The organism is Streptomyces sp. NPDC002793, from assembly GCF_040295485.1.
Classification (GTDB): Bacteria; Actinomycetota; Actinomycetes; order Streptomycetales; family Streptomycetaceae; genus Streptomyces.
Genome location: NZ_JBEOVL010000007.1, coordinates 99,973 through 123,995, shown reverse-complemented (window position 1 = coordinate 123,995; position 24,023 = coordinate 99,973). Strand labels below are relative to the sequence as shown.

The window sequence follows — 24,023 nt, the reverse complement described above, 5'->3', positions numbered from 1 at the left end:
TCTCAAGGAGAACTGATGTCGCGTATCTCGAAGGTGGCCGCCGTCATGGCAGGTACCGGTGCCCTGATCGCCGGCGGTGCCGGCATGGCCACCGCCGACGCCGGTGCGGGGGCCGTCGCGGCCCACTCCCCCGGTGTCCTTTCGGGCAACGCCGTCCAGGTGCCCGTCCACATCCCGGTCAACGTGTGCGGCAACACGGTGAACGTGATCGCCCTGCTGAACCCGGCGTTCGGCAACACCTGCGCGAACGTGTCGGACAGCCACGAGGACAAGGGCGAGTACGGCTACGGCCACTGATCTCCCCCGAGGCGCTCCGGGCCTCCCCTCTCCGCCTCCGGCGGCGGGGGGAGGCCCGGCCCGTTCCCGGGGCCGGGCGGCACGGCTCAGACGTACCGGTAGAGCCGGGAGTGGCTCATGAGCTGTGAGGGCCTCACGCCCCACGGGGGCATCGGCTGGTCGAACGCGAAGACCCGGTCCCGCTGCGGGTCGCCGGCGGGGAGCGCACGGGCCGGCAGGTAGCGGGAGCGCGGATGCGCCTTCTGCCAGCGGGTCCAGAGCAGGTCGACGAAGGCGTGGTGAAGCCAGAAGACCGGGTCGTCGGGCGACGCCGCACCCGCCATGGACCCGCCGATCCAGCGGTGGACCCGGTTGTGGTTGGCCACACCGCGGTTCCCCCTGATGCCCCAGCCCTCGATCCTGTTCCGGAAACCGGTGGTGCTGACGCTGTTCCAGGGTGCGGCGTCGTACACCGGATCGCTCAGGGCCCGGTCCACCTCCGCCGCCCCGGGCAGGGTGACGGGGGCGGACGGCCGGCCGAAGTTGCGCCGCAGGAAGGGGTCGGCGGTGACACCGGCACGGATACGCCAGTTCCCCCGCCGGTACGCGAACGGCCCGGTCATCACCTGCCGGTCGCCCGGTCTGCCGTTTCCGCCGAGGAAATCCTCCGCCCAGAGGGAGGCGCTCGGCGTGCTGTCCCGCGTCCAGTCCCAGTACGGAACCGACACACGGGGGTCGACGGCCTGCAGCGCCTTCTCGAATTCCAGCAGGTATCTGCGGTGCCAGGGGAAGAAGGACGGGGTCATATGGGCGGCCCGTGGTCTGCCCTCGGCGTCGGTGACGTAGTACTGCCGGTGCAGGACGACGAAGTCGTCGTAGCGACCCGAGCGTTTGAGCTCCAGGATCGCGTCCACCAGGCGCTTCTTCTCGGTACGCGTGAGGTCACGCTGATTCTTGCGGCTGTACACCTGTGCTCGTCCTCAGGTCAGATGGTGTGCGGGGAGGCCGCCGGCAGCTGGGCGGTGCCGAGCTCGTCGACCGCGGCGCGCGCCGTCTCGAGGAGCGTCGGGAACGACTCGTAGTGGTTGACGGCGCTGAGGTAGCTCCCGTCCGCCCGCCTCATCACGTGCAACGTCCTCCCGTCGACCCGGACATCGATGCCGTGCGCCGCCGCGACGGCTCCCGCCTCACCGGTGTACGGCCGCGTCCCGGCCGCCACGACGGGCGTGCCCGTGCCACGGATCTCGCGTCCCTTGTACCGCTCGGAGAACCGCTCGGGCCCCACGGCGTCGCGTTCCTGCGTACGGTCTCCGGATTCCGGGCCTTGGAGGAGGACCGGCGCGAGCGCGCCGCCGGTTCCGGCGATCACGACCGCGGTGAAGACGGTGCGCAGCACCGCGCGGCGGGCGGGCCTCGGTGCCCCGGCCGGCTCCGTGTACGTGCCGGTGGTCGGTTCCATGGTGGGCGTACCTCCCTTTTGTCCGCTTCTGCGAAATGTTGTGCTCGAGTGGGCAACGAGACGGGGCGCGAACAGTTCTGATCGGCGGGGCATCACGCGACCGTGGGAATTCTCCGGCCGGCCCGGCCGTGTCTGCCGCTCCGCGCCGCCCGCCGGGCCAGCATGGCGGTCCGAACTCCCGGAGGTTGTACATGAACGCGCCGACGCAGGTGCCCACCGACCACGTGCGGGGAACGGCCGGTGCCGATCTGGCCGATCCGTCGTTCTGGCGGCTGCCGCGGTCCGAGCGGCTGTCGGCGTTCGCCCGGCTGAGGGAACTGGACGTCCCGGTCCGCTTCACTCCGCGTACGGGGTCGCGCACGCCGTTCCGCGCGCTGGTGAAACACGCTGACGTGAAGGCGGCCAGCCGGCAACCGCAGGTCTTCGCCAGCGCCCCCGGTGCCACCGTTCCGGAACCGGCGCCCTGGGCCAAGGCGTTGTTCGGCAACTCCATGGTCAACATGGACGGTGCCGAGCACACCGGTCTGCGCAGGACCGTCTCCCGCGCCTTCACACCCAGGCTGCTCGCCGCCGCCGAGGAGAACATCGGCGCCGTCGCGCGGCGGCTGGTGGACGAGATGGTCGCCGATGGCCCGGGTGACTTCATGCGTGCGGCGCCCGCCCGGATGCCGTTCGAGGTGATCTGCGACCTGATGGGCATCCCCGTACGCCATCGGGCCGGCATCGCCGCCCGCGTCGACCAGGCGTCGGAGTACGTCGGGGTCAGTCGCCGTGGCCGCGCCCGGCTGCGGGTCCCGGGGCGCGGTCTGCGCTCACTGGCCCGCATGCAGTGGGAGATGGCGGGCATCGCCCGGGAGCGGCGCCGCGTCCCCGAGGACGATGTGATCTCGGCACTCGTCCGGGCCGATGTCGGCGGACGGGCCCTGTCCTCGCGTGAGCTGGGCGCGTTCTTCTCGCTGCTGCTCGTGGCCGGTGTGGAGACCACCCGGAACGCGATCGCCCACGGGATGCTCCTGCTGACCGCGCATCCGGAACAGCGGGCCCTCCTGGTGTCCGACTTCGACCGCTACGCCGACGGCGCGGTCGACGAGATCGTCCGCCTCTCGACGCCGATCATCCAGTTCCGCCGGACGGTGGCGGCCGCGCACACGCTCGGCGGCCACACCTTCCTGCCGGGGGAGAAGGTCGTACTCCTCTACGCGTCCGCGAACCGGGACCCGGCCGTCTTCGACGATCCGGACGCGTTCGACATCACCCGGTCGCCCAATCCGCACCTCGGCTACGGCGGTGGAGGTCCTCACCACTGTCTGGGGGCACATCTGGCGAAGCTGGAGATGAAAGCGCTCTTCCGGGAAATTCTCATGCGGCCGGGAGATGTCCGGACCTCGGGCGAACCGGTTCTGGTCGATTCGAATTTCGACAACCGGGTCGGTTCTCTGCCCTTCACCTTCGGAACGGTTCACCCGAACGGAGGGCTCTGAGCTTCCGTCAGCAGCGAATGGCCTATTCACGGACGGCCCACCGGCCCTGGTCGGATCATTCTCCTTAGGGTCGGCAGGGTCGGATCCAGGCCGCAATACAAGGAGGAGCCGTGCCCGTGAAAGGCCGTCTCATCAATTTCGGCGTCGGCGCGAGCGCGCTCTGCCTCCTCGCCGGCGGCGTGGTCCTCGCCGGCCACGGGACCGGTGACACCCAGACCGGCAAGGGAACCGCTCAGAGGTCCCCGGAACCGGTCAGGACGACCGCCGTCGGTGCCTACCTGGACTACGGGCCGGAGGGTGTGCGGCGGATGGGTGAGCTGTCCCGCTGGCTCGGCGGGACGGAGCTGCGCGTCGGACACAGCTATCTGCCGGGCGACCTGTGGGAGAACATCGAGGGCCGCCCCGGCTTCCTCGCCTCGTGGGCGGCCTGGCGGAAGGCGGACCGGGACCGGATGTTCGTCCTCAACACGCCGATGATGGAGCGGAACGAGGAACACGTCTCCGACGACGAGGTGCGTGGTCTGCTGCGGGCCGGGGCCGAGGGCCGGTTCGACGGGCACTTCCGCACGCTGGCCGAGCGTCTGGTCCTGCTGGGCGTGCCGGACACGGTGATCGTCCTCGGCTGGGAGATGAACGGCACGACGTACACGCACCGGTGCGGACCCGACCCCGACGCGTGGAAGGCGTACTGGAAGCGCATCGTCACCGCGATGCGGTCCGTGTCCGGCCAGGAGTTCCGTTTCGACTTCGCACCGAGCAGGGGGCGGGACGCCGTGCCCTGGACCGAGTGCTACCCCGGGGACGACGTCGTGGACATCATCGGCATGGACTCCTACGACCAGCCTCCGGCGCAGACCTTCGACGAGCAGGTGAACGAACCGTACGGCCTGCAGAAACAGGTCGACTTCGCGGCCGAGCACGGCAAGCCGATCTCGTTCCCCGAGTGGGGGCTGTTCCGCAACGGCGACAACCCCGAGTACATGCGCCGCATGCTGGAATGGATCGAGCTGCACGATCCGGTGTACCAGACGATCACGGACTACTGCCCGCACGGGGTGTGGCAGTGCACCGAGAATCCCGCGTCCTCGCAGGTGTTCCGCGAGATGCTGAGCGGACTGCCGGACGCCACCGCGCCCTCGGGACCCGCTCCGAGCGGGACACCGACGGCGCCCGGGTCCGGCACGCCGACGCCGGTGACGAACGGGCCCGGGTGGTGCGTCACCGTCCCCCTGAGCGCCTGGCTCGGTCAGTGGGTCGGCGATCGCGAGCTCTGCCTGCGCGACCGATGACCGTACGCCGTCCCTGTGACGTACTCGGCGCTCACCACCCGGTCCACAGCAGGTGATTGACCAGCAGGGCGACGACCGCCTGGGCGGTCAGCCAGCCACGCCGGCCGAGGTCGGGGAGCAGGGCGGCGGCAGGCATCAGCCAGACCACGAAGGGCTGCCAGATGCGCTCCGTCTCCGCCTTGCTCATCCCGGACAGGTCCGCGACGGCGAGGGCCAGGAACGCGGCCAGGGTGAGGACGGCCAGCCGCTGGGTGGCCGTCGCCGAGCCTGACCGCAGTCCGCGCAGGGCGGCGGGCGCGGCGACCGCCGTACGGCGCAGACCGGCGACGGTGGCGAGTCCCGCGGCCAGGGTGGTGCAGGCGAGGTTCGCCCAGACCCAGTAGGAGTAGGGGCGGGTCCCGCCCGCGCCCTGGTAGTAGCGCTCGACGAGCAGATGGTAGGCCTCCCACCAGTTGAAGCCCGCCAGGGTGAAGGCCGTGGGTACGACGAGCGCCCCGAGTGCGAAGAGGCCGAGCGGACGGGCCGTCCGGGCCAGCACGAGGACGGCCGCGATCAGGGCCGCGACGAGCGTCAGACCGTAACTGAGGTAACAGGTGAGGCCGAACAGCAGTCCGGAGCCCAGTGCCGCAGCTGCCGGAAGCCGGGCCGTACGGGTCGCGGCGAGCGCCAGCAGTGCGACGGACCAGGCCGCGACCGCGGTGAAGTAACCGTCGGCCGAGGTTCCGGTCCAGACGGCGAAGGGCGCGAGAACGAGGAACGGCGCGGCGCGGCGCGCGAGGTGTTCGTCCGTCAGCGCTCGCAGTGCGACCATGACGGCCACCGCGGCGGAGCCGCCGAGCACGATGCACCACATGCCCGCCCAGGCGCCGCCCCCGAGTCCCGCACGGTCCAGGCCGACGAAGGTCAGCGTGGCGCCCGGCGGGTGCCCGGCGACGTGGGCGGGCCAGTTGCCCGGCGGGCCGATCACGATGTGGTCGGTGAAGCCGCGCAAGGCGGCACCGATGTCGTCGAAGCGGTCGATCACGCGCAGGTATTCGTGCTTGGTGGTCAGCCTGCGCTCGACCCCCCTGTACCAGCCTTCGATCAGGGCGAGGGAGAGGATCCACGCCACCGAGGCGGCCCAGCAGGTGAGCAGCAGCCGCCTCCAGGGGAGCCTCACGGCGAGCCGCGGCCCGTACGCGACGACGGCCACCGCCACCGCCACGGCCGCCGGGGTGCCGGGACCGAGATGGGGGTCCCAGGTGGCCAGGAGTGGCGGCCAGTGGACCTGCAGACTGCCGTCACCTTCCTGGATCACCCATCCGACCGCCATGGCCACGGCCACCAGCAGGACACCCGCCGCGGCGGCTGTCAGATCCCGACGGTGGCCGGCGGGCCCGGTGGTGCGGAGGGGCCCCGCGGATGGCTCGGGGGGCCTGATGGGGTCGCTGCATTCCTCTGTGGTCACGCGGGCACGCTACGCATCAGGGGGGCGCGGCGGGCGGTGCGACGCCGTCGCGTCACACAACCGTCAGATCCGGCGGCGGCGACTCCGGCCGGTTGTCGGGCGTGAGCCGGCGTCAGACTTTCGTCAGGAGTCGTACCCCCTGCGGAGCGACCTCTCCGGCATAACGTCGGCGCATGGGCGACAGACGTCAGCGAACCGGTGAACACCTTCCCGGCGAACACGACCCCTCTCTCCTCCGACCCGGTGATCCCGCCTTCTGGCGCAGTCCGGTGCGCGGGGTCCGGTTCACGGCCGCACTCGGTGTGGTGCTCCTCGCCGGGATCACCCTGCTGTTCGTGACCGGCCTTCTGTCGTACGCGGCGTACAACCCGGATCTCGCCGCGGTGAACGACAAGACGCCGGACAAGGGATGGCTGGGCTTCTACCTGTTCGACTGGCCCACGGGGCCCCACTGGCTGTACAGGCTGACGCAGGGCACCCACGTCACCCTCGGCATCGTCCTCTTCCCCGTCCTGCTGGCGAAGCTCTGGTCGGTGATCCCCAAACTCTTCGCGCTGCCGCCGGCACGGTCGGCCGGGCATGCGCTGGAGCGTCTTTCGCTGCTGCTGCTGGTGGGCGGGGCACTCTTCGAATGGGTCACGGGCCTGCTGAACATCCAGTTGGAGTACCTGTTTCCCGGATCCTTCTATCCGCTCCACTTCTACGGGGCCTGGGTCTTCTTCGCCGCGTTCCTCGCCCACGTCTGCCTGAAGCTGCCCCGGACGCTGAGGGTCCTGCGCCACGGCATCCCCTCGGAGGGGAGCGACGAACTGGCCGCACCCCGACCCGCCGCTCCGACCGTCTCCCGGCGCGGTGCGCTGGCCGTCGTGGGGGCGGGGTCGCTGCTGCTGCTGGTGACCTCCGCCGGCCGCAGCTTCGACGGCGTGCTGCGGCGGACCGCCCTGCTGACCCCTCGCGGCGGGGCCGAGCCCGGTCCGGGGCCCAACGGTTTCCAGATCAACAGGACGGCCGCGAAGGCGGGCATCGTCCCGGCAGACGCGGGAGACCGCTGGCGGCTGACCGTCATCGGGCCGGCCGGCGAGGTCCGCCTCTCCCGGGCGGACCTCCTGGCCCTGGAGCAGCGCAGCGCGGCGTTGCCCATCGCGTGTGTGGAGGGCTGGTCGACATCCGATCAGTGGTGGCGCGGGGTCCGTCTGCGCGACCTCGCCGCGCTCGCCGGCTTCCGCGACGGGCCGCCACCGGGGGTGCTGGTCGAATCCCTCCAGCGCAGCGGGCCCTTCCGGACCGTGGCCCTCCGGGGCAACCAGGTGCACGACCCGCGCTCCCTGCTGGCGCTGGGAGTCAACGGTGAGGCCCTGTCGCCGGATCACGGATACCCGGCGCGGGTCATCGTTCCGGCCGCCCCCGGCGTGATGAACACCAAATGGGTGAGCCGTCTGACGTTCGGGGAGCTGTGATGAGGATTCGGATTCCTCGCCGTCGGTACGGGGAAGGGCCGCTGCATCTGCTGCTGATGGTCTCGTCGTTCGCCCTCGCGGGTTACGCGGGGGTGCGGCTCCTCGACGGGGACACCCTCATGATCCTGGTGTGGTTCGTGGGCGCCGCCCTGGTGCACGACCTGATGCTGCTCCCGCTCTACTCGTCGGCGGACCGGGCGCTGCAACTCCCTCGCCTGCGGCGGAGCGGGCTGGTCGGCTTCGTACGCGTACCGCTGTTCCTGTCCGGGCTGCTCCTGTTGATGTGGTTCCCTCTGATCACGCGTCACGCGGAACGCTACGAACCGGCGAGCGGGACGTCCCCCGACGGGTTCCTGGGCAACTGGCTGTTGATCACGGCCGCGCTGTTCGCCGTGTCGGCGCTCCTGCTCGTCGTACGCACCGTCCGGGCGCGGCGCAGGGCGAGGAACGGGCGGCCGTCGGCCTCCCACTGATCGACGGGCCTCCATTCCTCCGACCGCGCGTACCCGAGCAGCGCGGACACCCCGACGCGGGTCCAGGGGAAGTGGGGTGCCGGGCCGGCCTGCCCCCTGCCGTCGTCGAGGCGTACCTGGACCGTCTCGTCCACCTCGTGGGGCGCCGCTTCCGTGATGAGCAGTCCCTCCGGAGCCACCAGGTCGGCCACCCGGCGGAGCAGGGCACGGGGGTCACCGCCGATACCGATGTTGCCGTCGATGAGCAGGGCGGTTCCCCAGCGGCCTTCGCCGGGCAGTGGCTCGAAGACGCTGCGACGGAGCGCCGCGCCGCCGATCCGCTGGGTGCGCCCGATGGCTGCCTCGCTCACATCGATGCCCAGCGCACGGTGGCCACGCGAGGACAGCGCGGCCACCAGCCGTCCCGGCCCGCAGCCGATGTCGATGACCGGGCCCTCGCTGCGCCGGAGTGCCGACAGGTCGGCGGCGTCCGCGTCCGCGCACCAGCGCTCGATGTCCAGTGGCAGGAGCCACCCGTCCGCCCGCCTGAGGAAGAGCGGCCCGCGGCCGCGGCTCAGCGCCCGTGCGTAAGGATCGGTCGCCCAGGGGGTGGAGGGGCCCGGACCCGCCGACGGCAGCACCGTGCTCATCGGACCACCGCCCGGCCCAGGCGGGAAAGTGCGGCGGCGAACCGGCCGTCGGGCGCCGCGGCGGCGACGCGCACCGCGTCCTTGGCGGTGTCCACGTCACGCAGCGGCGGCAGGTTCCGGACGGTGAGGCCGGCGTCCGTCAGGCGCGCCCGCTGGAGTTCGCCCGTATCGGGGAGGGACATCGGCACGCCCCGCACGAGGCCGGGGTCGGGGGCGGCCAGGCCGAGCGCCCAGAAACCGCCGTCCTCGGCAGGTCCGAACCACGCGTCGCAGCCGTCCCAGCCGCCCGGGGAGAGCGCGGGCGCCAGCAGCGCCGGAGTGATCTGCGGGGTGTCCATCCCGATGAGGAGGGCCGGGCCGGTACATGTGCCGAATGCCGCCGCGATGCGCTCGTCGAGTGGGCCCGCGCTCTGCGGCAGTACGTCGAAGCCGTGCGGCGTCCAGGGACCGGGGCGCCCTTCCAGCACCAGGACCCGTCGCCGAGCCGGCAGGGTGAGCACGGTCCGCAGGGTGTCCTCGAGCGCCGCAGCGGCGAGTTCCGCGGCCTCACCGGGGCTGAACGGCGGCGAGAGCCGGGTCTTGACCCGGCCGGGAACCGGCTCCTTGGCGATGACCAGCAAGGTCGTCGTACCCGCAGGAGGCACCGGCCCGCTCATCGGGACGCCTCCGCCCTGACGCCCAGCTGTTCCCTCGGCTCCGGCTGCCGCAGCACCGCACGCATGTCCCGCACCGCGTGCCAGGTCCCCCGCCAGGTGCCGGTGACCTTGGACCTGCCCGTCCGGGGCAGATACGGCACGTCCGTCTCGGCGACGCGCAGTCCGGCGTCCGACGCGCGCACCACCATCTGCAGCGGGTAGCCGCTGCGACGGTCCGTCAGGCCGAGCGCCAGGAGCGTGTCCCGGCGTACGGCTCGCATCGGCCCGAGGTCGTGCAACCGGAGTCCGGTGCGACGACGGAGCATTCCGGACAGAGCGATGTTGGCCGCTCTGGCGTGCGGCGGCCATGCGCCGCGGGTCGTGGGGCGGCGCCGGCCGAGAAGCAGATCGGTCTCCCCCTCGGCGATCCGCCGGACGAAGCCGGGGAGCAGCGCCGGGTCGAGCGAGCCGTCGCAGTCGCAGAAGCAGACGTATTCCGCCTCGGCGGCGAGCAGCCCGGCGTGGCAGGCGGAGCCGAAGCCGCGGCGCGGTTCGTGCACGACGGTCGCGCCGAGCGAGCGGGCGATGTCCGCCGACCCGTCGGTGGAACCGTTGTCGACCACGATGGCCCGCCATCCGTCGGGAACGCGGGCCAGCACCCGTGGGAGGGCCCTGGCTTCGTCGAGGCAGGGCAGCACGATGTCGGCGCGGGGGGAGCCGGCGGGATCAGCCGGTGAGGAGTCGGTCACATCGATCACCCTACGGAGCAGAAACAGACATTTCAGGCTTCGAGTTCTTACGAAACGTGGACATCGCCCCTGCGGTGGCCGCAGAACGCCTCCGACCGGCCGGGGAGGCAGCGGGGCGCACGGGCCATGACGTCGGGCGGGCGGATGACGGGCCTCGACGCCCGAACGCTTCGCGACACCGCGTCTCGACGCTCACCGCGAGAGGCGACCGGGACGATGCTTCCCGGGGCGGCTGTCAGGTACCCGGCTCCCCGGTGCTCCGCAGCGGCGCCGCGGCGAATTCCCGCATGCCCTCGCCGAACTCCGTCTCCGGTTTCCAGCCGAGCTCTTCACGGAGGCGTCGCGAATCCGCGGTCACATGGCGTACGTCCCCGAGCCGGTACTCACCGGTGACGACGGGCTCCGGACCGCCGTGGGCCGAGGCCAGGGCCCGCGCCATCTCGCCGACGGTGTGCGGCGTACCGCTTCCCGTGTTGTAGGCGTCGAAGGTGCCCGGCTCCCGCTCCCCCAGCGCAGCGAGTGCCACGGCGTTGGCCGCCGCCACGTCCCGTACGTGCACGAAGTCTCGTCGCTGGCCACCGTCCTCGAACACCCGGGGGGCCTCGCCCCTGGCCAGGGCCGAACGGAAGAAGGCGGCGACACCGGCGTACGGGGTGTCCTGCGGCATCCCCGGGCCGTACACGTTGTGGTAGCGCAGCGCGACGGCCCGGCCGCCCGACGCGCGTGCCCAGGCGGCGGCGAGATGTTCCTGGGCGAGCTTCGTCACCGCGTACACGTTGCGCGGGTCACCGGCCGCCTCCTCGGTGACCAGGCCGGGCACCAGCTCCGCGCCGCACGCGGGACAGCGCGGCTCGAACCGGCCCGCGTCCAGGTCGGCCACGGTCCTGGGGCCGGGCCGTACGGAGCCGTGGCGGGGGCAGTCGTAACGCCCTTCGCCGTAGACCACCATCGAGCCGGCGAGTACCAGATCCCGGACCCCGGCCGCCGCCATCCCGGCGAGCAGCACCGCCGTGCCGAGTTCGTTGCACCCGACGTACTCCGGCGCGTCCGCGAAGTCCTTGCCGAGACCGACCATCGCCGCCTGATGACACACGGCGTCGATCCCGGCCAGCGCTCCGGCGACCGCCTCCCGGTCCCGTACGTCCGCGACGATCGTCCGGACGCCCGGCGGCAGGTGCCCGGCCACGGACGTACCGGACGCGCCCCGGCCGTGCGCGGAGGGCAGCAGTGCGTCGAGGACAACCGGCTCGTGCCCGCCCGCGGCGAGAGTCCGGACGATGTACGACCCGATGAACCCGGCTCCGCCGGTGACCAGTACACGCATGGCCGCCACGCTAGGCCGCCCGGAGACGGGAGAGCGGGCGCGGCGCGCCCACGTCACAGGACCGTAAGGCGGAGGAGGGAAGCGACGCGTCGCTTCCCGATCACCCGGGTCTCTCCGATACTGGTGCCGCACGCACCCGGGACAAGAGGACCGGAATTCACGCCGACGGCCCGTCGGCACCCTCGGACGGCCGTCACGCTCTCCCCAGGAGGAACCGTTGCGCATGCTCATCAACGTGCCGGAGACCGTCGTCGCGGACGGACTGCGCGGAATGGCCGCCGCCCATCCGGACCTCGTCGTGGACGTCGAGAACCGTCTCGTCGTCCGGCGTGACGCCCCGGTGGCCGGGAAGGTGGGGCTCGTGTCCGGCGGCGGGTCCGGGCACGAACCTCTGCACGCCGGGTTCGTCGGCCCCGGAATGCTGGCGGCGGCCTGCCCCGGCGAGGTCTTCACCTCGCCGGTACCCGACCAGATGGTGCGGGCGGCCGCCGCGGTGGACAGCGGCGCGGGCGTGCTGTTCGTCGTCAAGAACTACACCGGGGACGTGCTGAACTTCGACATGGCCGCCGAACTCGCGGAGGACGAGGGCATCCAGGTCGCCCGGGTCCTGGTCGACGACGACGTGGCGGTGGCCGACAGCACGTTCACGGCGGGGCGGCGCGGCACCGGGGCGACGCTGTTCGTGGAGAAGATCGCCGGCGCGCTCGCCGACGAGGGTGCGCCGCTGGAGCGGGTGGAGTCCCTGGCCCGGCGGGTGAACGAGTCCTCGCGGAGCTTCGGGGTGGCGCTCAGCTCCGTCACCACTCCGGCGAAGGGCACGCCGACCTTCGATCTGCCCGCGGGTGAACTGGAACTGGGCATCGGCATCCACGGCGAGCCCGGCAGGGAGCGCCGCCCCATGATGACGTCCGGGGAGATCGCCGATGTCTCCGTCCACGCGGTGCTGGAGGATCTCAGGCCCGGTGGCCCCGTACTGGTGCTGGTCAACGGGATGGGCGCGACACCGCTGTTGGAGCTGTACGGGTTCGGTGCCGAGGTGCATCGGGTGCTTTCGGAGCGAGGCGTGACGGTGGCTCGTACGCTGGTGGGCAACTACGTGACGTCGCTCGACATGGCGGGGTGCTCGGTGACGCTCTGTCAGGTGGATGAGGAGATGGTGCGGCTCTGGGACGCACCTGTACAGACGCCGGCGCTCCGCTGGGGCCGGTGAACGGACGTCCGGCCGTGCGACCTTCCCCCATGTGTGAGGAACAGGAGACCTTGTGCTCGACACCGATTTCTTCCGTCGCTGGATGGCCGTCACCGCGGCTGCCGTCGACCGTGAGGCGGACCGGCTGACCGAGCTCGACGCCGCGATCGGCGACGCCGATCACGGGAGCAACATGCGGCGGGGATTCGCCGCCGTGAGGGACGTTCTCGAGAAGGAGGCCCCCGCGTCACCGGGTGCCGTGCTGACGCTGGCGGGCCGCCGACTGATCTCGACGGTCGGCGGGGCGTCCGGGCCCTTGTACGGCACTCTGCTGCGCCGCACCGGGAAGACGCTGGGTGAGGCTCCGGAGGTGACGCCCGGTCAGCTGGCGGAGGCCCTCGGCGCGGGCGTCGCCGCGGTGGCCCAGCTCGGCGGGGCTCAGGCCGGGGACAAGACGATGCTCGACGCGCTGCTGCCGGCCGTCGAGGTGCTGGGCGGTTCGTTCGGCGAGGCCCGGGACGCCGCGCTGGCCGGTGCTCTGGCGACCGTACCGCTGCGGGCCCACAAGGGCAGGGCGAGCTATCTCGGCGAGCGCAGCATCGGGCACCAGGATCCGGGGGCCGCCTCGGCGGCCCTGTTGGTCGGTGCCCTCGCCGAGGCCGACGAGGCGAACGGCGGAGGCGGCGCATGAGCGAGGAGAAGCAGGTCGGAATCGTGCTGGTCTCGCACAGCGGGGCGGTGGCGGAGGCCGTCGTCGAGTTGGCCCGAGGGCTGGCGGCCGGTGGTGCCACGGCACCGGTGGCGGCGGCGGGAGGCACCTCGGCCGGAGGGCTGGGGACGAGTGCGGAGCTGATCGCCGAAGCCGCCAGGACGGTCGACAGGGGTGCCGGGGTCGCGCTGCTCGTGGACCTCGGGAGCGCGGTGCTCACGGTGAAGTCGATGCTGGAGGAGGGCGACGAACTTCCGGACGGGGCACGGCTGGTGGACGCGCCGTTCGTGGAGGGCGCGGTGGCGGCGCTGGTGACGGCGTCGGCCGGGGGCGACCTGGACACCGTGGAGGCGGCGGCCACGGACGCGTACGGCTACCGCAAGGTGTGAGCGGGCCGCGCCGCCCGCCGGGAGTCGGCGCAGGGCCCCGCACGGCTCCCGGCCGAGGTCCGGGAGCCGTGCGGGGGTGCCGGTCACGCGACAGGGCGTCAGGCGGCGGGCTCCACCGCCCCTGACACGACCTGGATCCGCACCTGGCGGGTGACCCCGTTGACGGTCACCGCGAGTGTGACGGCGCCCGGCCGGAGCGCGGAGAACGTGCCCGTGGCGGGGTCCAGAGCCGCGACGTGGCGGCGCCGGGCGCCGTCCGCCTTCCCGATGTGGACGTTCGGGGAGGCCGTCCGGTCCACGCTGAGCGGGAAGGCAGCCGGCACGGTCCGGGTGCCCTGGGTGACGTGCGCGGCGACCCGCGTGTGCTCCCCCACGACGAGCGTGGAGGGTGCGTCCAGGGTCAGCGCGTCGACGTGGGCGCGGGTCTGTGCGGAGATCCAGTCGGGCCCTCCCTCCCACGGCCGGCGGCGCGCCGCGGCCTGTTCGCCGGGCCGGACGCGGTCGACGCCGATCAGCGACCAGCCGGTGAAGCCTCCCTCGTCCGCGGGTCCTGCCGGCGCCTTGCCGGAGTTCCCGTTGATCAGGTAGGGGACGCCGTCCACGCGCGAGGCGTCGAAGACCCCGACGTGGCTGCCGATGAGGGCCGCCCCCTTGCCGGTCGTGCGGCGGAAGTCCGCCAGCCACTGCTCGACGAGAGCGGCCTCCTTGCGGTCGCTCAGCCGGCTGCCCTTCTGCACGGTCGGATCACGCGGGGGCACGTGCTCGATCAGCATCACGGAACCGACCGACCGGTCCTTCGCGGCTGCGTCCAGTTGGGCACGCAGCTCCTCGATCTGGGCGAAGCCACCGCCGCGCAGGCTGAGGCTCGATGTGTCGAGTGTGATGACCCGGGTGCCCTCGTGGTCGAACGTCCGCCGGGCCGGACCGAACTGCGCGATGAAGTTGTCGATCTTCCCGCCCATCACCTCGTGGTTGCCCGGTACGTAGTACCAGGGCAACGAGTCGCCCAGCTCCTCGTCGAGGACCTGGCGGGCGAAGGCGAGGTCGGCGGGTGATCCCTCGTCGACGAGGTCGCCGTTCACGACCAGGAAGTCGGGCTGTGCCGCCTTGATCTCCCGCAGGGTGCGGCGGGCCTGCCGGACGATGGCGCTGTCCGGTTCGCGTGCGACGAACTGGGCGTCCGACATCACCGCGAACCGCCAGTCCCGGCCCTCGGTCACCGCCGCGGTGTCGATCAAGGGGTCGGCGGGGTGCGCCTGTTCGGGGAGTTCGACGCCGGGCGGGACCTGGGCGGTCAGGCCGTCGATGACGATCTCACCGGTGTACTGCCGGGCCGCGGCCGTCTCGGCGAGGTAGAAGCGGTGCACCGACAGGGGCGTCGCCGCGCCCGGCGGCACGGCGAAGGTGACCTGTCGCCAGCCGGTCCAGGTGATGTACGGCCCCCGTAGCAACTGGTCGGAGCCCGCGGCGTCCTTGAGGTGGAGGGTCGGCCAGGCCCCGTTGCCGTCTCCCTTGATCCAGAGGGTGTACGCCTGCGGCCGCCCCGGCACGACGACGGACCGGGGCGGTGCGGCGTAGGCGGCACGCGTCGCCGTCGACCGGGTGAAGTCGTACGTGAGCCGGAGACCGGTACCGGTGTGCCCGTCAGGCGTCGCGGCGAGCGAGCCGTCCGCGCGGGCCTGGCTGAATTTCCAGGAGCCGGCGTCCTCGAAGTCCGAGACGGTCTGCTCGGTGAGGCCGACGCTCACGGCGAGGGTGGTGCTGACGCCCCCCGCGGTGGCCTCGATCCGTCCCGCTCCCGAGCCGGTGAGGGACCTGACGGTGAACGATCCCCGGCCGTCGTCGGCGACGGCGAACCGCGTGCGGTCGTAGTCGAGGGTGACGTCCGCGGGCTCCACGGGAGCACTCGTGCCGTGGGAGTCGAGGCCGACGATGCCGAAGCTCCCGGTCGCCTCCGCGTCCGCCAGGCCGACACGCGTGGTGGTGGGCCGGATGAGGGCCAGCCGGTCGAGAACGGTGAGCCGGGTCACACCATGGGCCCCCGCGCGTTCCGCCCTGACGTCGGTCGTGCCGCTGCGGCGGGCGGTGAACGTCCCCCGGTCGTCGACGCTGCCGACCGCAGGGCTGACGGCACGCCAGCGCGGCGTACCGGCGGCGGGTCCGTACGTCTCGTCGTATCCGGCGGCGGTGAGGCGCCTGGTCAGACCCGGGAAGACCCGCTCGGGATGGCCTCCGGTGACCGGGTCGTCGCCGGGGGCGGCGGCGGCCGGCGTGCGGGTCTCGACCCAGAACCCTTCGAGTCGCCCGCTGCCGTCGGGGGCGGTCAGCGCGAGACCGTTGGGGACGGTGCGCTCGCTGCCGTCGGAAGGGCTGTTCTCGACCTGGAGCGCGTCGCTTCCCGGCTCGCGGGCGACGAGCGTCGAGGAGCCTCCGCCGTCGAGGTTCAGGGCGCTGTACGAGCCTGCCTTCCGCATCATCTCGCCCAGCTCGGTGAGGGTGACGCCGCCGCTGTCGGTCTGGCGGCCGTCGATGGTGACGATCTGCATGGTGCGGCCGTCCTCGGAGAAGCCCACGGCGGTGCGCGGCGCCGCGGTGTTGTTCCCCTCGCCGTCGTGGTTCTGCGCCTCCCCGTCGACGACGAGCAGTTCCCGGCCGCCCACGGCCGTGCGCGGTACCGCTCCGCTGTCGGTGCGGGCCCGGTAGGTGATGCCGACCGGGTCGCCGGGCTTCAGGGCGGTCAGCGGTCCGGCCCCGGCCTCACGGCCGAGGAGCACCACGGTGTCCTCGGGCACCGGCCCCGATCCGGGGGTTCCCGACACGGAGACGACCTTGCCGTCGCGCACGGCCACTTCGGCCACGGGCCGCGCGGCGTCGACGGCGAGCGCGCGGTCGGCGCTGCCCCAGGCGGACGTGTAGGCGCCCACACCCTGGGCCGGTACGTTCGCCGCGTTGTAGGCGGCGAGCGGGTGCGTACCCGAGGGGAGGGTCAGCGTGCCGTCGAAGTACAGCTCCAGGACTCGGCCCGCGTTCCGCGGTCCGATGCCCACCGCGCGGTTGGCGCCAGGGGCCGGGGAGTGGACCGTTTCGCCGTCCTTGATCCCGGGGCCCTGGGGCGCCCCGGTCTGGTTGATGTCGAAGAAGTCCGCGTTGATCGCGGCGACGGTTCGGCGCCCCTGTCCGGGGTCGTGCCCGGCGGCGAGCTCCGAGACCGTGTGCCGGTCCGCGACCTTGCCCGAGGAGAGGTAGTCGGCACGTACTCCGCTGCCGTCCAGGTCGACCGAGAGGGCGTCGACCCGTAGCCACTTGTCGGATTCGAGGCGGTCGTACGAGCTCAGCCGGACACCGGGCGCGAGGGGGCGGGAGGCTCGGGCGGTCTCGATGCCGTCGCCGTCCACGACGGATCTCGCTTCGCCGGACGGGCGGCTCGCAGGTGGTGGGGCGACGGGTCTGAGGATCTCGGCGGTGGTGTGCGGGCGGGGGTCCGGAGCCGGGTCGGCGGCGGCGGGTGCGACGGCCCCGACCGCCGTCGCCGCCACGGTCGCCAGCAGCACGAGTGGCCGCAGGGTGCCGCGCAGTGTGCCAGGGCCCACAAATCCTCCTGATGCAGAGCGGTTTGCGCGCGGGACGCGCTGTCGGCGGTCAGCATGACCGGACGCGGTGGGACGCACCAGAGGGCGACGGGGACATCGGGGGGAACAGCGCGCGGCGAAGGAGTGACCCCTGACGGTCCGGGACCGCGTAGCCTTCCGGATCCCCCGGCGGGTGGTCCTTCGCCACGCCGTACCGCACACTTCACGACCCGTCGGCAGCCGTGCGCGGGGGCGGGATCCGCCTCCCCCGCCACGCGGCCGGTACCCTTTCGGGATGACTCAGCCCCTTACGCCCGCCGAGCGGCGGCCCCCGAACCACGGGCCGAAGGCGGCTGCCCGTAATCGAGACGCGCTGATCGTCGCCGCGCGGGAGATCTACGCGGCCCACGGGCTGGATGCCCCGCTTTCCGCGATCGCGCGTCGCGCCGGGGTCGGGCAAGGCGTCCTGTACCGGCATTTCCCCGACCGGGCGGCGGTGGCGATCGCGGTCCTGGACGAGAACGTGCGGCAGGTCGAACAGGCGGCCTCGGCCGAGGGCGCGCGTTTTCCCGACGTCCTCGGCGTGCTGACCTGGCACCTGACGGAGTCGGCTGCCTTTCTGGGCCTGCTGCACGCCGACGGGGCCGCCGGTCACTCGGAAGCCCTCGCTCATGCCCTGGTCCTGTCGGACCGTGTCGGGTCCGCCCTGCGGCAACGCCTGCCGGAGGGACACCGGCTGGGTCCGTCGGACGACCTCATGCTCGCCGTCGCCATGGTCTCCGGCGCCGTCAGCGGTCCCACTCGCGAGGTACGGGAGCTCCGGGCGAAGGCCGCGTGGCGGCTGCTCGGTGTCGAGGTCGGACCCGTGCGGCCCTTCGAGGGGTGAGAGCCGGGGTGTCAGCCGCCGTTGGACTGCCGGATGCCCTTCGCCAACGCGTCGAAGGTGTACAGGTATCCGCCGGCCGGCCCGCTGACGGTCATGTACGCCTTGGTCCCACCGGGTGTGATCGCCACGTTGGTCGCCGACTCGAGCCCCTCGGCGCGGGCGGGGACCTCGACGGTCGCCAGTCGCTCGCCGTGCCGGTCGTACACCGCCATCGCCGCTCGGCCGTGGAGTGCCTGGTAGAGGTTGCCGTCCGCGTCCACGGCGATCGAGTCGGTCTGGGCGATCCCGCCGTCCACGCGGATGGCGGTGTGCCGGGATGTCACGCTGCCCTCTCCGTCGAGGCGGAGGTAGGAGATCCGGTTCTCCGTGAGTTCACTGATCCACAATCCCTGGTGGTCCGCGTCGAACGAGATCCCGTTCGTCGCGGCCAGTCCGTCGGCCAGGACGACGGCCTTCTCACCGTCCCGGTCGATCCGGACCACACGTCCGTGCGCGTCCCCCGTGGACAGGCCGCGTGAGTCACTGACGTAGAGGTTGCCCGCCTCGTCGAAGGCGATGTCGTCCGGGTTCATCTTCTCTCCGTCGACTTCACCGGAGAAGAAGGTCCGCGGGTCGCTTCCGTCCGGGGCCAGGCTGACGATCTCACCGTGGGCGTAGTCGGTCAGGTAGAGGCGGCCGTCGTACGGACCGAACTGTGCCGAGGTGTAAGCCCCCCGTCCGTCCGTGTGCACCCCCTGTGCCGTCTTCTTCCTCACGTCGACCCGTATCACCTTCGGCTTCCCTTCCGGCGCGGTCACGTCGACGACGAAGAGGTCGCCGTTCTCGTCGAAGGTCGGGCCCTCCAGCAGGGTCATCCCGGTCTCGTCGTGGACCTCCGTCAACTGCATGACCTGGTGAGCGCGGACGGTCCTGTCCGCACCGGCGGCGGCCGGTGCGGCGCCGCCGCTCGTTTCCGTACCGCATCCGGTGAGGGCCAGCGTGCCGAAGGTGGCGAGCACCGCGAGGGATCGGACCGGGAGTCGTCGCATGGGGGGATCACTCTTCCTGTCTGGGGGGAGCCCGTGGGCGGAGAGGTCCGCGTGTCCCGTACGGCGGCGCACAGGCGCCCTGTACGCGTGCCGTGGTCCACCCGCACCGCAACCGGACAGCACTGTCCGGTAGTTGCTACCGTAGCGGACGGCCGCTCGATCCGGGGCGGCCGGTCGAATGGAGTGAGACCCCCACATGATGACCACTCAGCCGTCGGACCCCACCGAACTCACCGCGCTCAGGCGGCGCTACAGCCTGGAACGCGAACGGCGCGTACGGACCGACGGCGCCCGCCAGTACCGCGGGACGGAAGCCGAGTTCGGCTACTACGCCGCCGATCCCTACGTGGACGAAGTGGCCGGACGCGAGCCGCTGCGTGACACGGTCGACGTCGCCGTGATCGGTGGCGGGTTCGGCGGCATCCTCGCCGGGGCGCGGATGCGGCAGCAGGGCGTGGAACGCGTCCGGATCGTGGAGAAGGGCGGTGACTTCGGCGGCACGTGGTACTGGAACCGCTACCCGGGCATCCACTGCGACATCGAGTCGCACGTCTACCTGCCGATGCTCGACGAGACCGGCTACGTGCCGGGGTGGAAGTACGCTCCCGGCGAGGAGATCCGCCGCCACGCGGTGCGCATCGCCGAGAAGTACGACCTCTATCCGGATGCCGTGTTCTCCACCGCCGTCACCTCGCTCACCTGGGACGAGGCGTCCGAGACCTGGATCGTGGCCACCGACCGAGGCGACGCGTTCCACGCCACGTACGTCGTCACGTCCACCGGCACCCTGTCCGAGCCGAAGCTGCCCGGGATACCCGGCGTCGAGACCTTCCAGGGCCATACGTTCCACACCTCGCGCTGGGACTACGCCTATACCGGCGGCACCCCGGACGGCGGATTGACCGGCCTCGCCAGCAAGCGTGTCGGCATCGTCGGAACCGGAGCCACCGGTGTCCAGGCCATCCCGATGCTCGCCGAGGACGCCCAGCACCTCTACGTGTTCCAGCGCACCCCCTCCAGCGTGGACGTACGCGCCAACCGCCGCACCACCGCGGAGGATGTCGGCGCCGGCCGCGACGGCTGGGCGCGGGAGCGTCGCGAGAACTTCCTGCGCATCGTCTCCGGCGAGGCGGCCGACCGGGACCTCGTGTCCGACGGCTGGACCTCCTCCGCCGCGCTCCTGGAGAAGCTGCTGCCGAGCTTCCGGCGCGACGGCGCGGGGCCCGCTTTCGAGGCCGCCTACGAAGCCGCCGACGCCGCGAAGATGAACGAACTGCGCGCCCGCGTCGAGCGGACCGTCACCGACCCGGACACGGCGGAGAAGCTCAAGCCCTGGTACCGGTACGCCTGCAAGCGCCCCACCTTCTCCGACAAGTACTACGCGGCGTTCAACCGGGACAACGTCTCCCTGGTGGACACCGCGGACACCCACGGCATCGAGCGCATCACCGAGCACGGTGCCGTCGTCGGGGACGTCACGTACGAACTCGACTGCCTGATCTTCGCCACCGGGTTCTCCGTGGGAGTCTCCGGCATCCTCTCCGGCAGGCTCCCCGTCCACGGACGGGGAGGCAGGCAACTCCTGCACGCCTGGGCGCAAGAGGGCCCGCGGACCCTGCACGGCTTCACCGGCAACGGCTTCCCGAACCTGATCCACATGGGTTCCCTGCACAACGCCAGCAGCGTCAACTTCACGCACGTACTCGACGAGCAGGCCGTCCACGCCGCCGCGCTCGTCGCTGCGGCTGAGAACGGGTCCGCCCTCATCGAACCCTCCCCCGAAGCCGAGGACGCCTGGGCGGCCGTGCTGGCCGAGGGCGCCGCGGACCACGAGTGGTTCCACGCCGAGTGCACGCCCGGCTACTACAACCGTGAGGGGCTCGGCCGCCCGAACAGCGCGAGCGCCTACCCCCACGGAGCCGTCGCGTTCCATGAGCTGCTGAAGCGGTGGCGCGGGGATTCCATCGGGGAGGCCCTGCGGGCCAGGGCCGTCCGCTGAGGCTCCGCCCTAGCCCGCGCGGGTCAGGGGGCCGTTCACCCTTGGAGACGTCGTTCATCGCCAGTTGGGCGCGGGGGCGCTGAAGAGACATGGGTGCTTTCCCTGAAGTGACATGCCCTCGGCGGCACGCACATCGCCGTCCGTGACGGACGGAAGCGCGCTGCGGGGCCGGAGTGTCGGACAACGGAAAGGACGGCGCCACATGGCGTGACCCGGTGGGTCACGCGGCGACGGTCGGAGTCGCCCGGCGGCGTCCTGGCCGGAGATCAGAGAAAGAAGTAGTACGAGCCCATGGGCCCGATTGTACCCATGGCGCGGGCACGGCCCGGGGGGCCGATGACCCCGGGCCGTGCCCGCCGGGCTCGCATCACCCCGTCGACTCGTCCGGGGTCGGGTGCTCCGGGTGGACGCCGGCGTTGCGGGCGGCGTCGCGGCCCGAGCCGGCCTCGTCGGGGTCGGGACCGCCGTCGTCGGACCCGGTGTCCGGATCCGCTCCGGGGCGTTCGGCGCCCGGCGGGAGGATCACGTCAAGGGCGTCCTCGCCTTCCTGGACCTGTTGGTCGGGCATGTCGGCGGGCGTCGGCGGCGGGCTGCCCTTCGCCCCGGTGTACGCCGTTCCCTGGGGCCTGCGGTCGGTCATGTCGTCGCTCCCGTCGGTGCGCACGTTCGGTGCGGGGCCGGTACGGCACCTCGCCTACCCACTGTGCCCGGGACGACGCACGCCCGCCCCGCAGCACCCGGCGCGGTGCTCGTCGTGCCCGTCCGGCTCATCCGGGGCCTGAGCGCTCGTCCGGGCCGGGGAGGGCAGCCGGAACGCTCTCACCCTCCTGCGGCCGGCTCAGGACCAGTACGGCGACGTCGTCACGGCGCACCCCGCCGGAGAAACTCTGCAGGTCGGTCTGGAGCGCGGCCAGGACCTGCTCGGGCTCACGCCCGGCCCAGCGACCGAGGCGCTCGTCCAGGGGGTAGAAGCCCCCCGCCGCGTCGCGCGCCTCGGTCACCCCGTCGGTGCAGACGAGCAGAGCGGCGCCCCGCGGAAAGCCGACCCGCTCGGCGACGCGCGCCTCTCCGCCGAGATCCGCCATGCCCAGCGGTACGGACGTCCGGTGCAGAGTGACCGCCGACGCCACCCCGTCGTGCAGCAGACGTGGCGGCAGATGGCCGCAGTTGACGGCCTGCGCCCGGTCGTCGCCGTCGAAGCACAGCAGCAGGGCCGTGACGAAGCGCTCTTCCTCACCGGTCTCCGCGGAGAAGGCGTTGTGCCGGACGACCGCGTCCTCGACCGCGTCGGCCACCGCGGTGAGTTCCGGCTCCCTGACGGCCGCCTCCCTGAACGCGCCGAGCGCGGCGAACCCGACACCGATCGCGGGCAGACCCTTGCCCTGTACGTCGCCGATGATCACCCGGGTGCCGTGCGACGACTGCACGACCTCGTAGATGTCGCCGCCGACGAAGCGGTCCTCCTCGATCGGCTCGTAGAGGCCGTGGGCACAGACCTGCCGCGTGACGATGGGCAGCGGGCGCAGGATCTGGCGCTGAAGGGCGACGGCGGCCGAGCGTAGTCTCGCCACTTCGGTGGCGTGCCGGATGCGTGCGGCACAGGCGACGACGCCCAGCGCGCTGGCGACGCCCGTGAAGCCGAGGAGGAACACCACGTCCCAGAAGGCTCCGGTCGAGGCGATCCGGGAGCCGACCACCACCAGCATGACCCATAGCGCCACGGCGGTGGTCTGGCGGACGGTGCAGAAGACCGAGGCCAGCGCGGGCAGCACGACCAGGAGCGGGATGAGGGGGAGGTCGTTGCCCGTGAGGGCGTCCAGGAGGACGACCGCGACGGTCAGGAGGAGGAGCCACAGCGTGAGCGCCCGGCTGCCGATCCGGGAGGTGCCCTCCGCCGTCCCGCCCGGATCCGTACCGGGCAACTGTGGCCTGCGCGCCGCCCCCGGGCGCCGGAGCCCCATGACCACGGCAGGCCTCCCGCCTGTTCGTCCCTATCGCCCCACGTGTTCCAAGCTACCCGTCCCCTGGTCCCGGGTCCTGGCGTCGGTGACCGGCACCGCGTCCTGGGGGACGACCGCCGAGAGGAAGGAGGTCCTGCGGCGCAGGGTGAAGCCGAGGGATTCGTAGAGCCGGACGGCGGATGTGTTCGACGCGGCGGCGTGCAGGAAGGGCGTCTCGCCCCGTTCCCTGATGCCGTGGGCGACGGCCCATCGGTGCAGACACCACTGATCTCGGTCCAGCCGGCCGGGTGCAGCCGCTCCCCCGCCATCGCGACCAGCACCCCGGAGCGGCGGATGCCGAGATAGGTGCCGAGTTCCACGGTCCGCGGCAGGAAGGGGCCGGGGCGGGTGCGTTCGACCAGGTCCAGCATCTCCGCCACGTCCGCGGGGCCCAGGAGCACGGCTTCCGGATCGGGGGCCGCGTCCACGGTGTCGTCGACCATCTGGACGCCTTCGGCGTGGAAGACGACCTCCCAGCCGGCCGGCGGGGGTTCACGGAAGGCGGTGATGGTGACGGAGGCACCGGGACCCGCGAGCGCGGCGACGTCCGCCCAGTCCTGGGCGTCGGGCTCGTCCGGCAGGGCGAGCCACGGGGTGACGTCGGGGCGGTAGCGCAGAACGCGGCCGCGCCGTTCGGCGAAACGGGCGTGCGGACCGGTCAGCGAGGCGAGGGCAGGGTTGTCCAGCGGATGCCGCGCGTCGGTTCCGGTGCCGGGTTCGGGGGCTGTCGCCCGCGGGGCCGGCTCCGTGCCCACGGTCGTGGTCGGGTTCGTGGGCAGGGGGACGGCCTGGGGCATGGACTCTCTCCGGTCGGTATCGACGGTTGGCGACAGGGAGGGAAGGCTCCCCCACCCCGCGACTATTCCCGGGCGCCGGCCTGTTAACGAACCCGCAACGAGAGTGCGTCCGCCGGATCGCAGGCCGGAATGCCCGGTACCGGAGTGCGAATTGCGCACCACTGCGCGGGATACGCCCCCAACCGGCGTCGGCCTGTGGCACTCTGGATATGACCGCCCCACCGGGCTCCCCCGTACC

Annotated in this window: 20 protein-coding genes and 1 pseudogene; 9 read left to right on the top strand and 12 right to left on the bottom strand. The window is 72.4% G+C overall.

Features of this window, described 5'->3' with window-relative positions; genetic code table 11:
• Positions 1-15: 15 nt before the first annotated feature.
• On the top strand, positions 16-297 hold the full coding sequence (locus tag ABT001_RS09150) for a chaplin (RefSeq protein ID WP_351274569.1): 282 nt from the start codon (positions 16-18) through the stop codon (positions 295-297).
• Between the two features lie 86 nt (positions 298-383).
• Here ABT001_RS09150 and ABT001_RS09145 read toward each other — a convergent pair whose 3' ends face one another.
• Together ABT001_RS09145 and ABT001_RS09140 are read right to left on the bottom strand one after the other, a co-directional pair.
• Positions 384-1,244, bottom strand: coding sequence for a tyrosinase family protein (locus tag ABT001_RS09145; RefSeq protein WP_351274566.1), 861 nt, complete (start codon positions 1,242-1,244; stop codon positions 384-386).
• A gap of 17 nt (positions 1,245-1,261) precedes the next feature.
• Positions 1,262-1,735, bottom strand: coding sequence for a tyrosinase family oxidase copper chaperone (locus tag ABT001_RS09140; RefSeq protein ID WP_351274563.1), 474 nt, complete (start codon positions 1,733-1,735; stop codon positions 1,262-1,264).
• 191 nt (positions 1,736-1,926) lie between these two features.
• Here ABT001_RS09140 and ABT001_RS09135 point away from each other — a divergent pair, with 191 nt between their 5' ends.
• Together ABT001_RS09135 and ABT001_RS09130 are read left to right on the top strand one after the other, a co-directional pair.
• On the top strand, positions 1,927-3,216 hold the full coding sequence (locus ABT001_RS09135; protein ID WP_351274561.1) for a cytochrome P450: 1,290 nt from the start codon (positions 1,927-1,929) through the stop codon (positions 3,214-3,216).
• A 110-nt stretch (positions 3,217-3,326) separates the two neighbouring features.
• The gene (locus tag ABT001_RS09130; RefSeq protein ID WP_351274559.1) at positions 3,327-4,505 is read left to right on the top strand and encodes a glycoside hydrolase family 26 protein; all 1,179 of its coding nucleotides are present in this window, start codon (positions 3,327-3,329) and stop codon (positions 4,503-4,505) included.
• A gap of 31 nt (positions 4,506-4,536) precedes the next feature.
• Here the strand turns inward: ABT001_RS09130 and ABT001_RS09125 are convergent, their stop codons facing one another.
• Complete coding sequence (locus tag ABT001_RS09125) at positions 4,537-5,952, bottom strand: hypothetical protein (RefSeq protein WP_351274557.1); 1,416 nt, start codon at positions 5,950-5,952, stop codon at positions 4,537-4,539.
• A 173-nt stretch (positions 5,953-6,125) separates the two neighbouring features.
• On the opposite strand from ABT001_RS09125, the gene ABT001_RS09120 reads away from it, so the two are divergent.
• Complete coding sequence (locus ABT001_RS09120; protein ID WP_351274555.1) at positions 6,126-7,409, top strand: molybdopterin-dependent oxidoreductase; 1,284 nt, start codon at positions 6,126-6,128, stop codon at positions 7,407-7,409.
• A gap of 316 nt (positions 7,410-7,725) precedes the next feature.
• On the opposite strand, the gene ABT001_RS09115 is transcribed toward ABT001_RS09120, so the two are convergent.
• The 4 genes from ABT001_RS09115 to ABT001_RS09100 form a co-directional block, all read right to left on the bottom strand.
• Positions 7,726-8,511 carry a class I SAM-dependent methyltransferase gene (locus tag ABT001_RS09115; RefSeq protein WP_351274553.1) on the bottom strand — a complete coding sequence of 262 codons (786 nt, stop codon included), beginning with the start codon at positions 8,509-8,511 and terminating at the stop codon, positions 7,726-7,728.
• Positions 8,508-9,167 carry a TIGR04282 family arsenosugar biosynthesis glycosyltransferase gene (locus ABT001_RS09110; protein WP_351274550.1) on the bottom strand — a complete coding sequence of 220 codons (660 nt, stop codon included), beginning with the start codon at positions 9,165-9,167 and terminating at the stop codon, positions 8,508-8,510. The genes ABT001_RS09115 and ABT001_RS09110 overlap by 4 nt, the downstream gene beginning before the upstream one ends.
• Complete coding sequence (locus tag ABT001_RS09105) at positions 9,164-9,895, bottom strand: glycosyltransferase family 2 protein (RefSeq protein ID WP_351274548.1); 732 nt, start codon at positions 9,893-9,895, stop codon at positions 9,164-9,166. The genes ABT001_RS09110 and ABT001_RS09105 overlap by 4 nt, the downstream gene beginning before the upstream one ends.
• Positions 9,896-10,130: 235 nt before the next feature.
• Positions 10,131-11,219 (bottom strand): NAD-dependent epimerase/dehydratase family protein, encoded by a 1,089-nt coding sequence (locus ABT001_RS09100; RefSeq protein ID WP_351274546.1) that lies wholly within the window; start codon positions 11,217-11,219, stop codon positions 10,131-10,133.
• A gap of 217 nt (positions 11,220-11,436) precedes the next feature.
• Here ABT001_RS09100 and dhaK point away from each other — a divergent pair, with 217 nt between their 5' ends.
• Genes dhaK through ABT001_RS09085 form a run of 3 tightly spaced genes read left to right on the top strand, consistent with a single transcriptional unit; the run spans position 11,437 to position 13,506 of the window.
• Complete coding sequence (dhaK, locus tag ABT001_RS09095) at positions 11,437-12,429, top strand: dihydroxyacetone kinase subunit DhaK (RefSeq protein ID WP_351274544.1); 993 nt, start codon at positions 11,437-11,439, stop codon at positions 12,427-12,429.
• A 52-nt stretch (positions 12,430-12,481) separates the two neighbouring features.
• Positions 12,482-13,099 (top strand): dihydroxyacetone kinase subunit DhaL, encoded by a 618-nt coding sequence (gene dhaL, locus ABT001_RS09090; RefSeq protein WP_351274541.1) that lies wholly within the window; start codon positions 12,482-12,484, stop codon positions 13,097-13,099.
• Positions 13,096-13,506: a PTS-dependent dihydroxyacetone kinase phosphotransferase subunit DhaM gene (locus ABT001_RS09085; protein ID WP_351274538.1), complete on the top strand. Its 411-nt coding sequence runs from the start codon at positions 13,096-13,098 to the stop codon at positions 13,504-13,506. Before dhaL ends, ABT001_RS09085 begins: the two co-directional genes overlap by 4 nt.
• A gap of 98 nt (positions 13,507-13,604) precedes the next feature.
• Here the strand turns inward: ABT001_RS09085 and ABT001_RS09080 are convergent, their stop codons facing one another.
• Positions 13,605-17,096 (bottom strand): phosphodiester glycosidase family protein, encoded by a 3,492-nt coding sequence (locus tag ABT001_RS09080; protein WP_351274535.1) that lies wholly within the window; start codon positions 17,094-17,096, stop codon positions 13,605-13,607.
• A 274-nt stretch (positions 17,097-17,370) separates the two neighbouring features.
• Here ABT001_RS09080 and ABT001_RS09075 point away from each other — a divergent pair, with 274 nt between their 5' ends.
• Positions 17,371-17,961 (top strand): TetR/AcrR family transcriptional regulator, encoded by a 591-nt coding sequence (locus ABT001_RS09075; protein WP_351274532.1) that lies wholly within the window; start codon positions 17,371-17,373, stop codon positions 17,959-17,961.
• 11 nt (positions 17,962-17,972) lie between these two features.
• Here the strand turns inward: ABT001_RS09075 and ABT001_RS09070 are convergent, their stop codons facing one another.
• Complete coding sequence (locus ABT001_RS09070) at positions 17,973-18,989, bottom strand: SMP-30/gluconolactonase/LRE family protein (RefSeq protein ID WP_351274530.1); 1,017 nt, start codon at positions 18,987-18,989, stop codon at positions 17,973-17,975.
• Positions 18,990-19,185: 196 nt separating this feature from the next.
• Here ABT001_RS09070 and ABT001_RS09065 point away from each other — a divergent pair, with 196 nt between their 5' ends.
• Entirely contained in the window at positions 19,186-20,988 is a 1,803-nt protein-coding gene (locus ABT001_RS09065) for a flavin-containing monooxygenase (RefSeq protein ID WP_351274527.1), read from the top strand.
• 367 nt (positions 20,989-21,355) lie between these two features.
• Here ABT001_RS09065 and ABT001_RS09060 read toward each other — a convergent pair whose 3' ends face one another.
• From ABT001_RS09060 to ABT001_RS09050, 3 genes and pseudogenes are all read right to left on the bottom strand, one after another.
• Complete coding sequence (locus ABT001_RS09060; protein WP_351274525.1) at positions 21,356-21,628, bottom strand: hypothetical protein; 273 nt, start codon at positions 21,626-21,628, stop codon at positions 21,356-21,358.
• Positions 21,629-21,755: 127 nt separating this feature from the next.
• Positions 21,756-22,955, bottom strand: coding sequence for a PP2C family protein-serine/threonine phosphatase (locus ABT001_RS09055; protein ID WP_502967449.1), 1,200 nt, complete (start codon positions 22,953-22,955; stop codon positions 21,756-21,758).
• Between the two features lie 24 nt (positions 22,956-22,979).
• Positions 22,980-23,785, bottom strand: a pseudogene (locus ABT001_RS09050) (GNAT family N-acetyltransferase).
• Positions 23,786-24,023 lie beyond the last annotated feature (238 nt).

Coding starts and splice junctions, on each gene's coding strand:
- ABT001_RS09115 (WP_351274553.1), bottom strand. CDS start 8,511: ATGAGCACGGTGCTGCCGTCGGCGGGTCCGGGCCCCTCCACCCCCTGG.
- ABT001_RS09075 (WP_351274532.1), top strand. CDS start 17,371: ATGACTCAGCCCCTTACGCCCGCCGAGCGGCGGCCCCCGAACCACGGG.
- ABT001_RS09150 (WP_351274569.1), top strand. CDS start 16: ATGTCGCGTATCTCGAAGGTGGCCGCCGTCATGGCAGGTACCGGTGCC.
- ABT001_RS09060 (WP_351274525.1), bottom strand. CDS start 21,628: ATGACCGACCGCAGGCCCCAGGGAACGGCGTACACCGGGGCGAAGGGC.
- ABT001_RS09100 (WP_351274546.1), bottom strand. CDS start 11,219: ATGCGTGTACTGGTCACCGGCGGAGCCGGGTTCATCGGGTCGTACATC.
- ABT001_RS09140 (WP_351274563.1), bottom strand. CDS start 1,735: ATGGAACCGACCACCGGCACGTACACGGAGCCGGCCGGGGCACCGAGG.
- ABT001_RS09135 (WP_351274561.1), top strand. CDS start 1,927: ATGAACGCGCCGACGCAGGTGCCCACCGACCACGTGCGGGGAACGGCC.
- ABT001_RS09120 (WP_351274555.1), top strand. CDS start 6,126: ATGGGCGACAGACGTCAGCGAACCGGTGAACACCTTCCCGGCGAACAC.
- ABT001_RS09070 (WP_351274530.1), bottom strand. CDS start 18,989: ATGCGACGACTCCCGGTCCGATCCCTCGCGGTGCTCGCCACCTTCGGC.
- ABT001_RS09110 (WP_351274550.1), bottom strand. CDS start 9,167: ATGAGCGGGCCGGTGCCTCCTGCGGGTACGACGACCTTGCTGGTCATC.
- ABT001_RS09085 (WP_351274538.1), top strand. CDS start 13,096: ATGAGCGAGGAGAAGCAGGTCGGAATCGTGCTGGTCTCGCACAGCGGG.
- ABT001_RS09065 (WP_351274527.1), top strand. CDS start 19,186: ATGATGACCACTCAGCCGTCGGACCCCACCGAACTCACCGCGCTCAGG.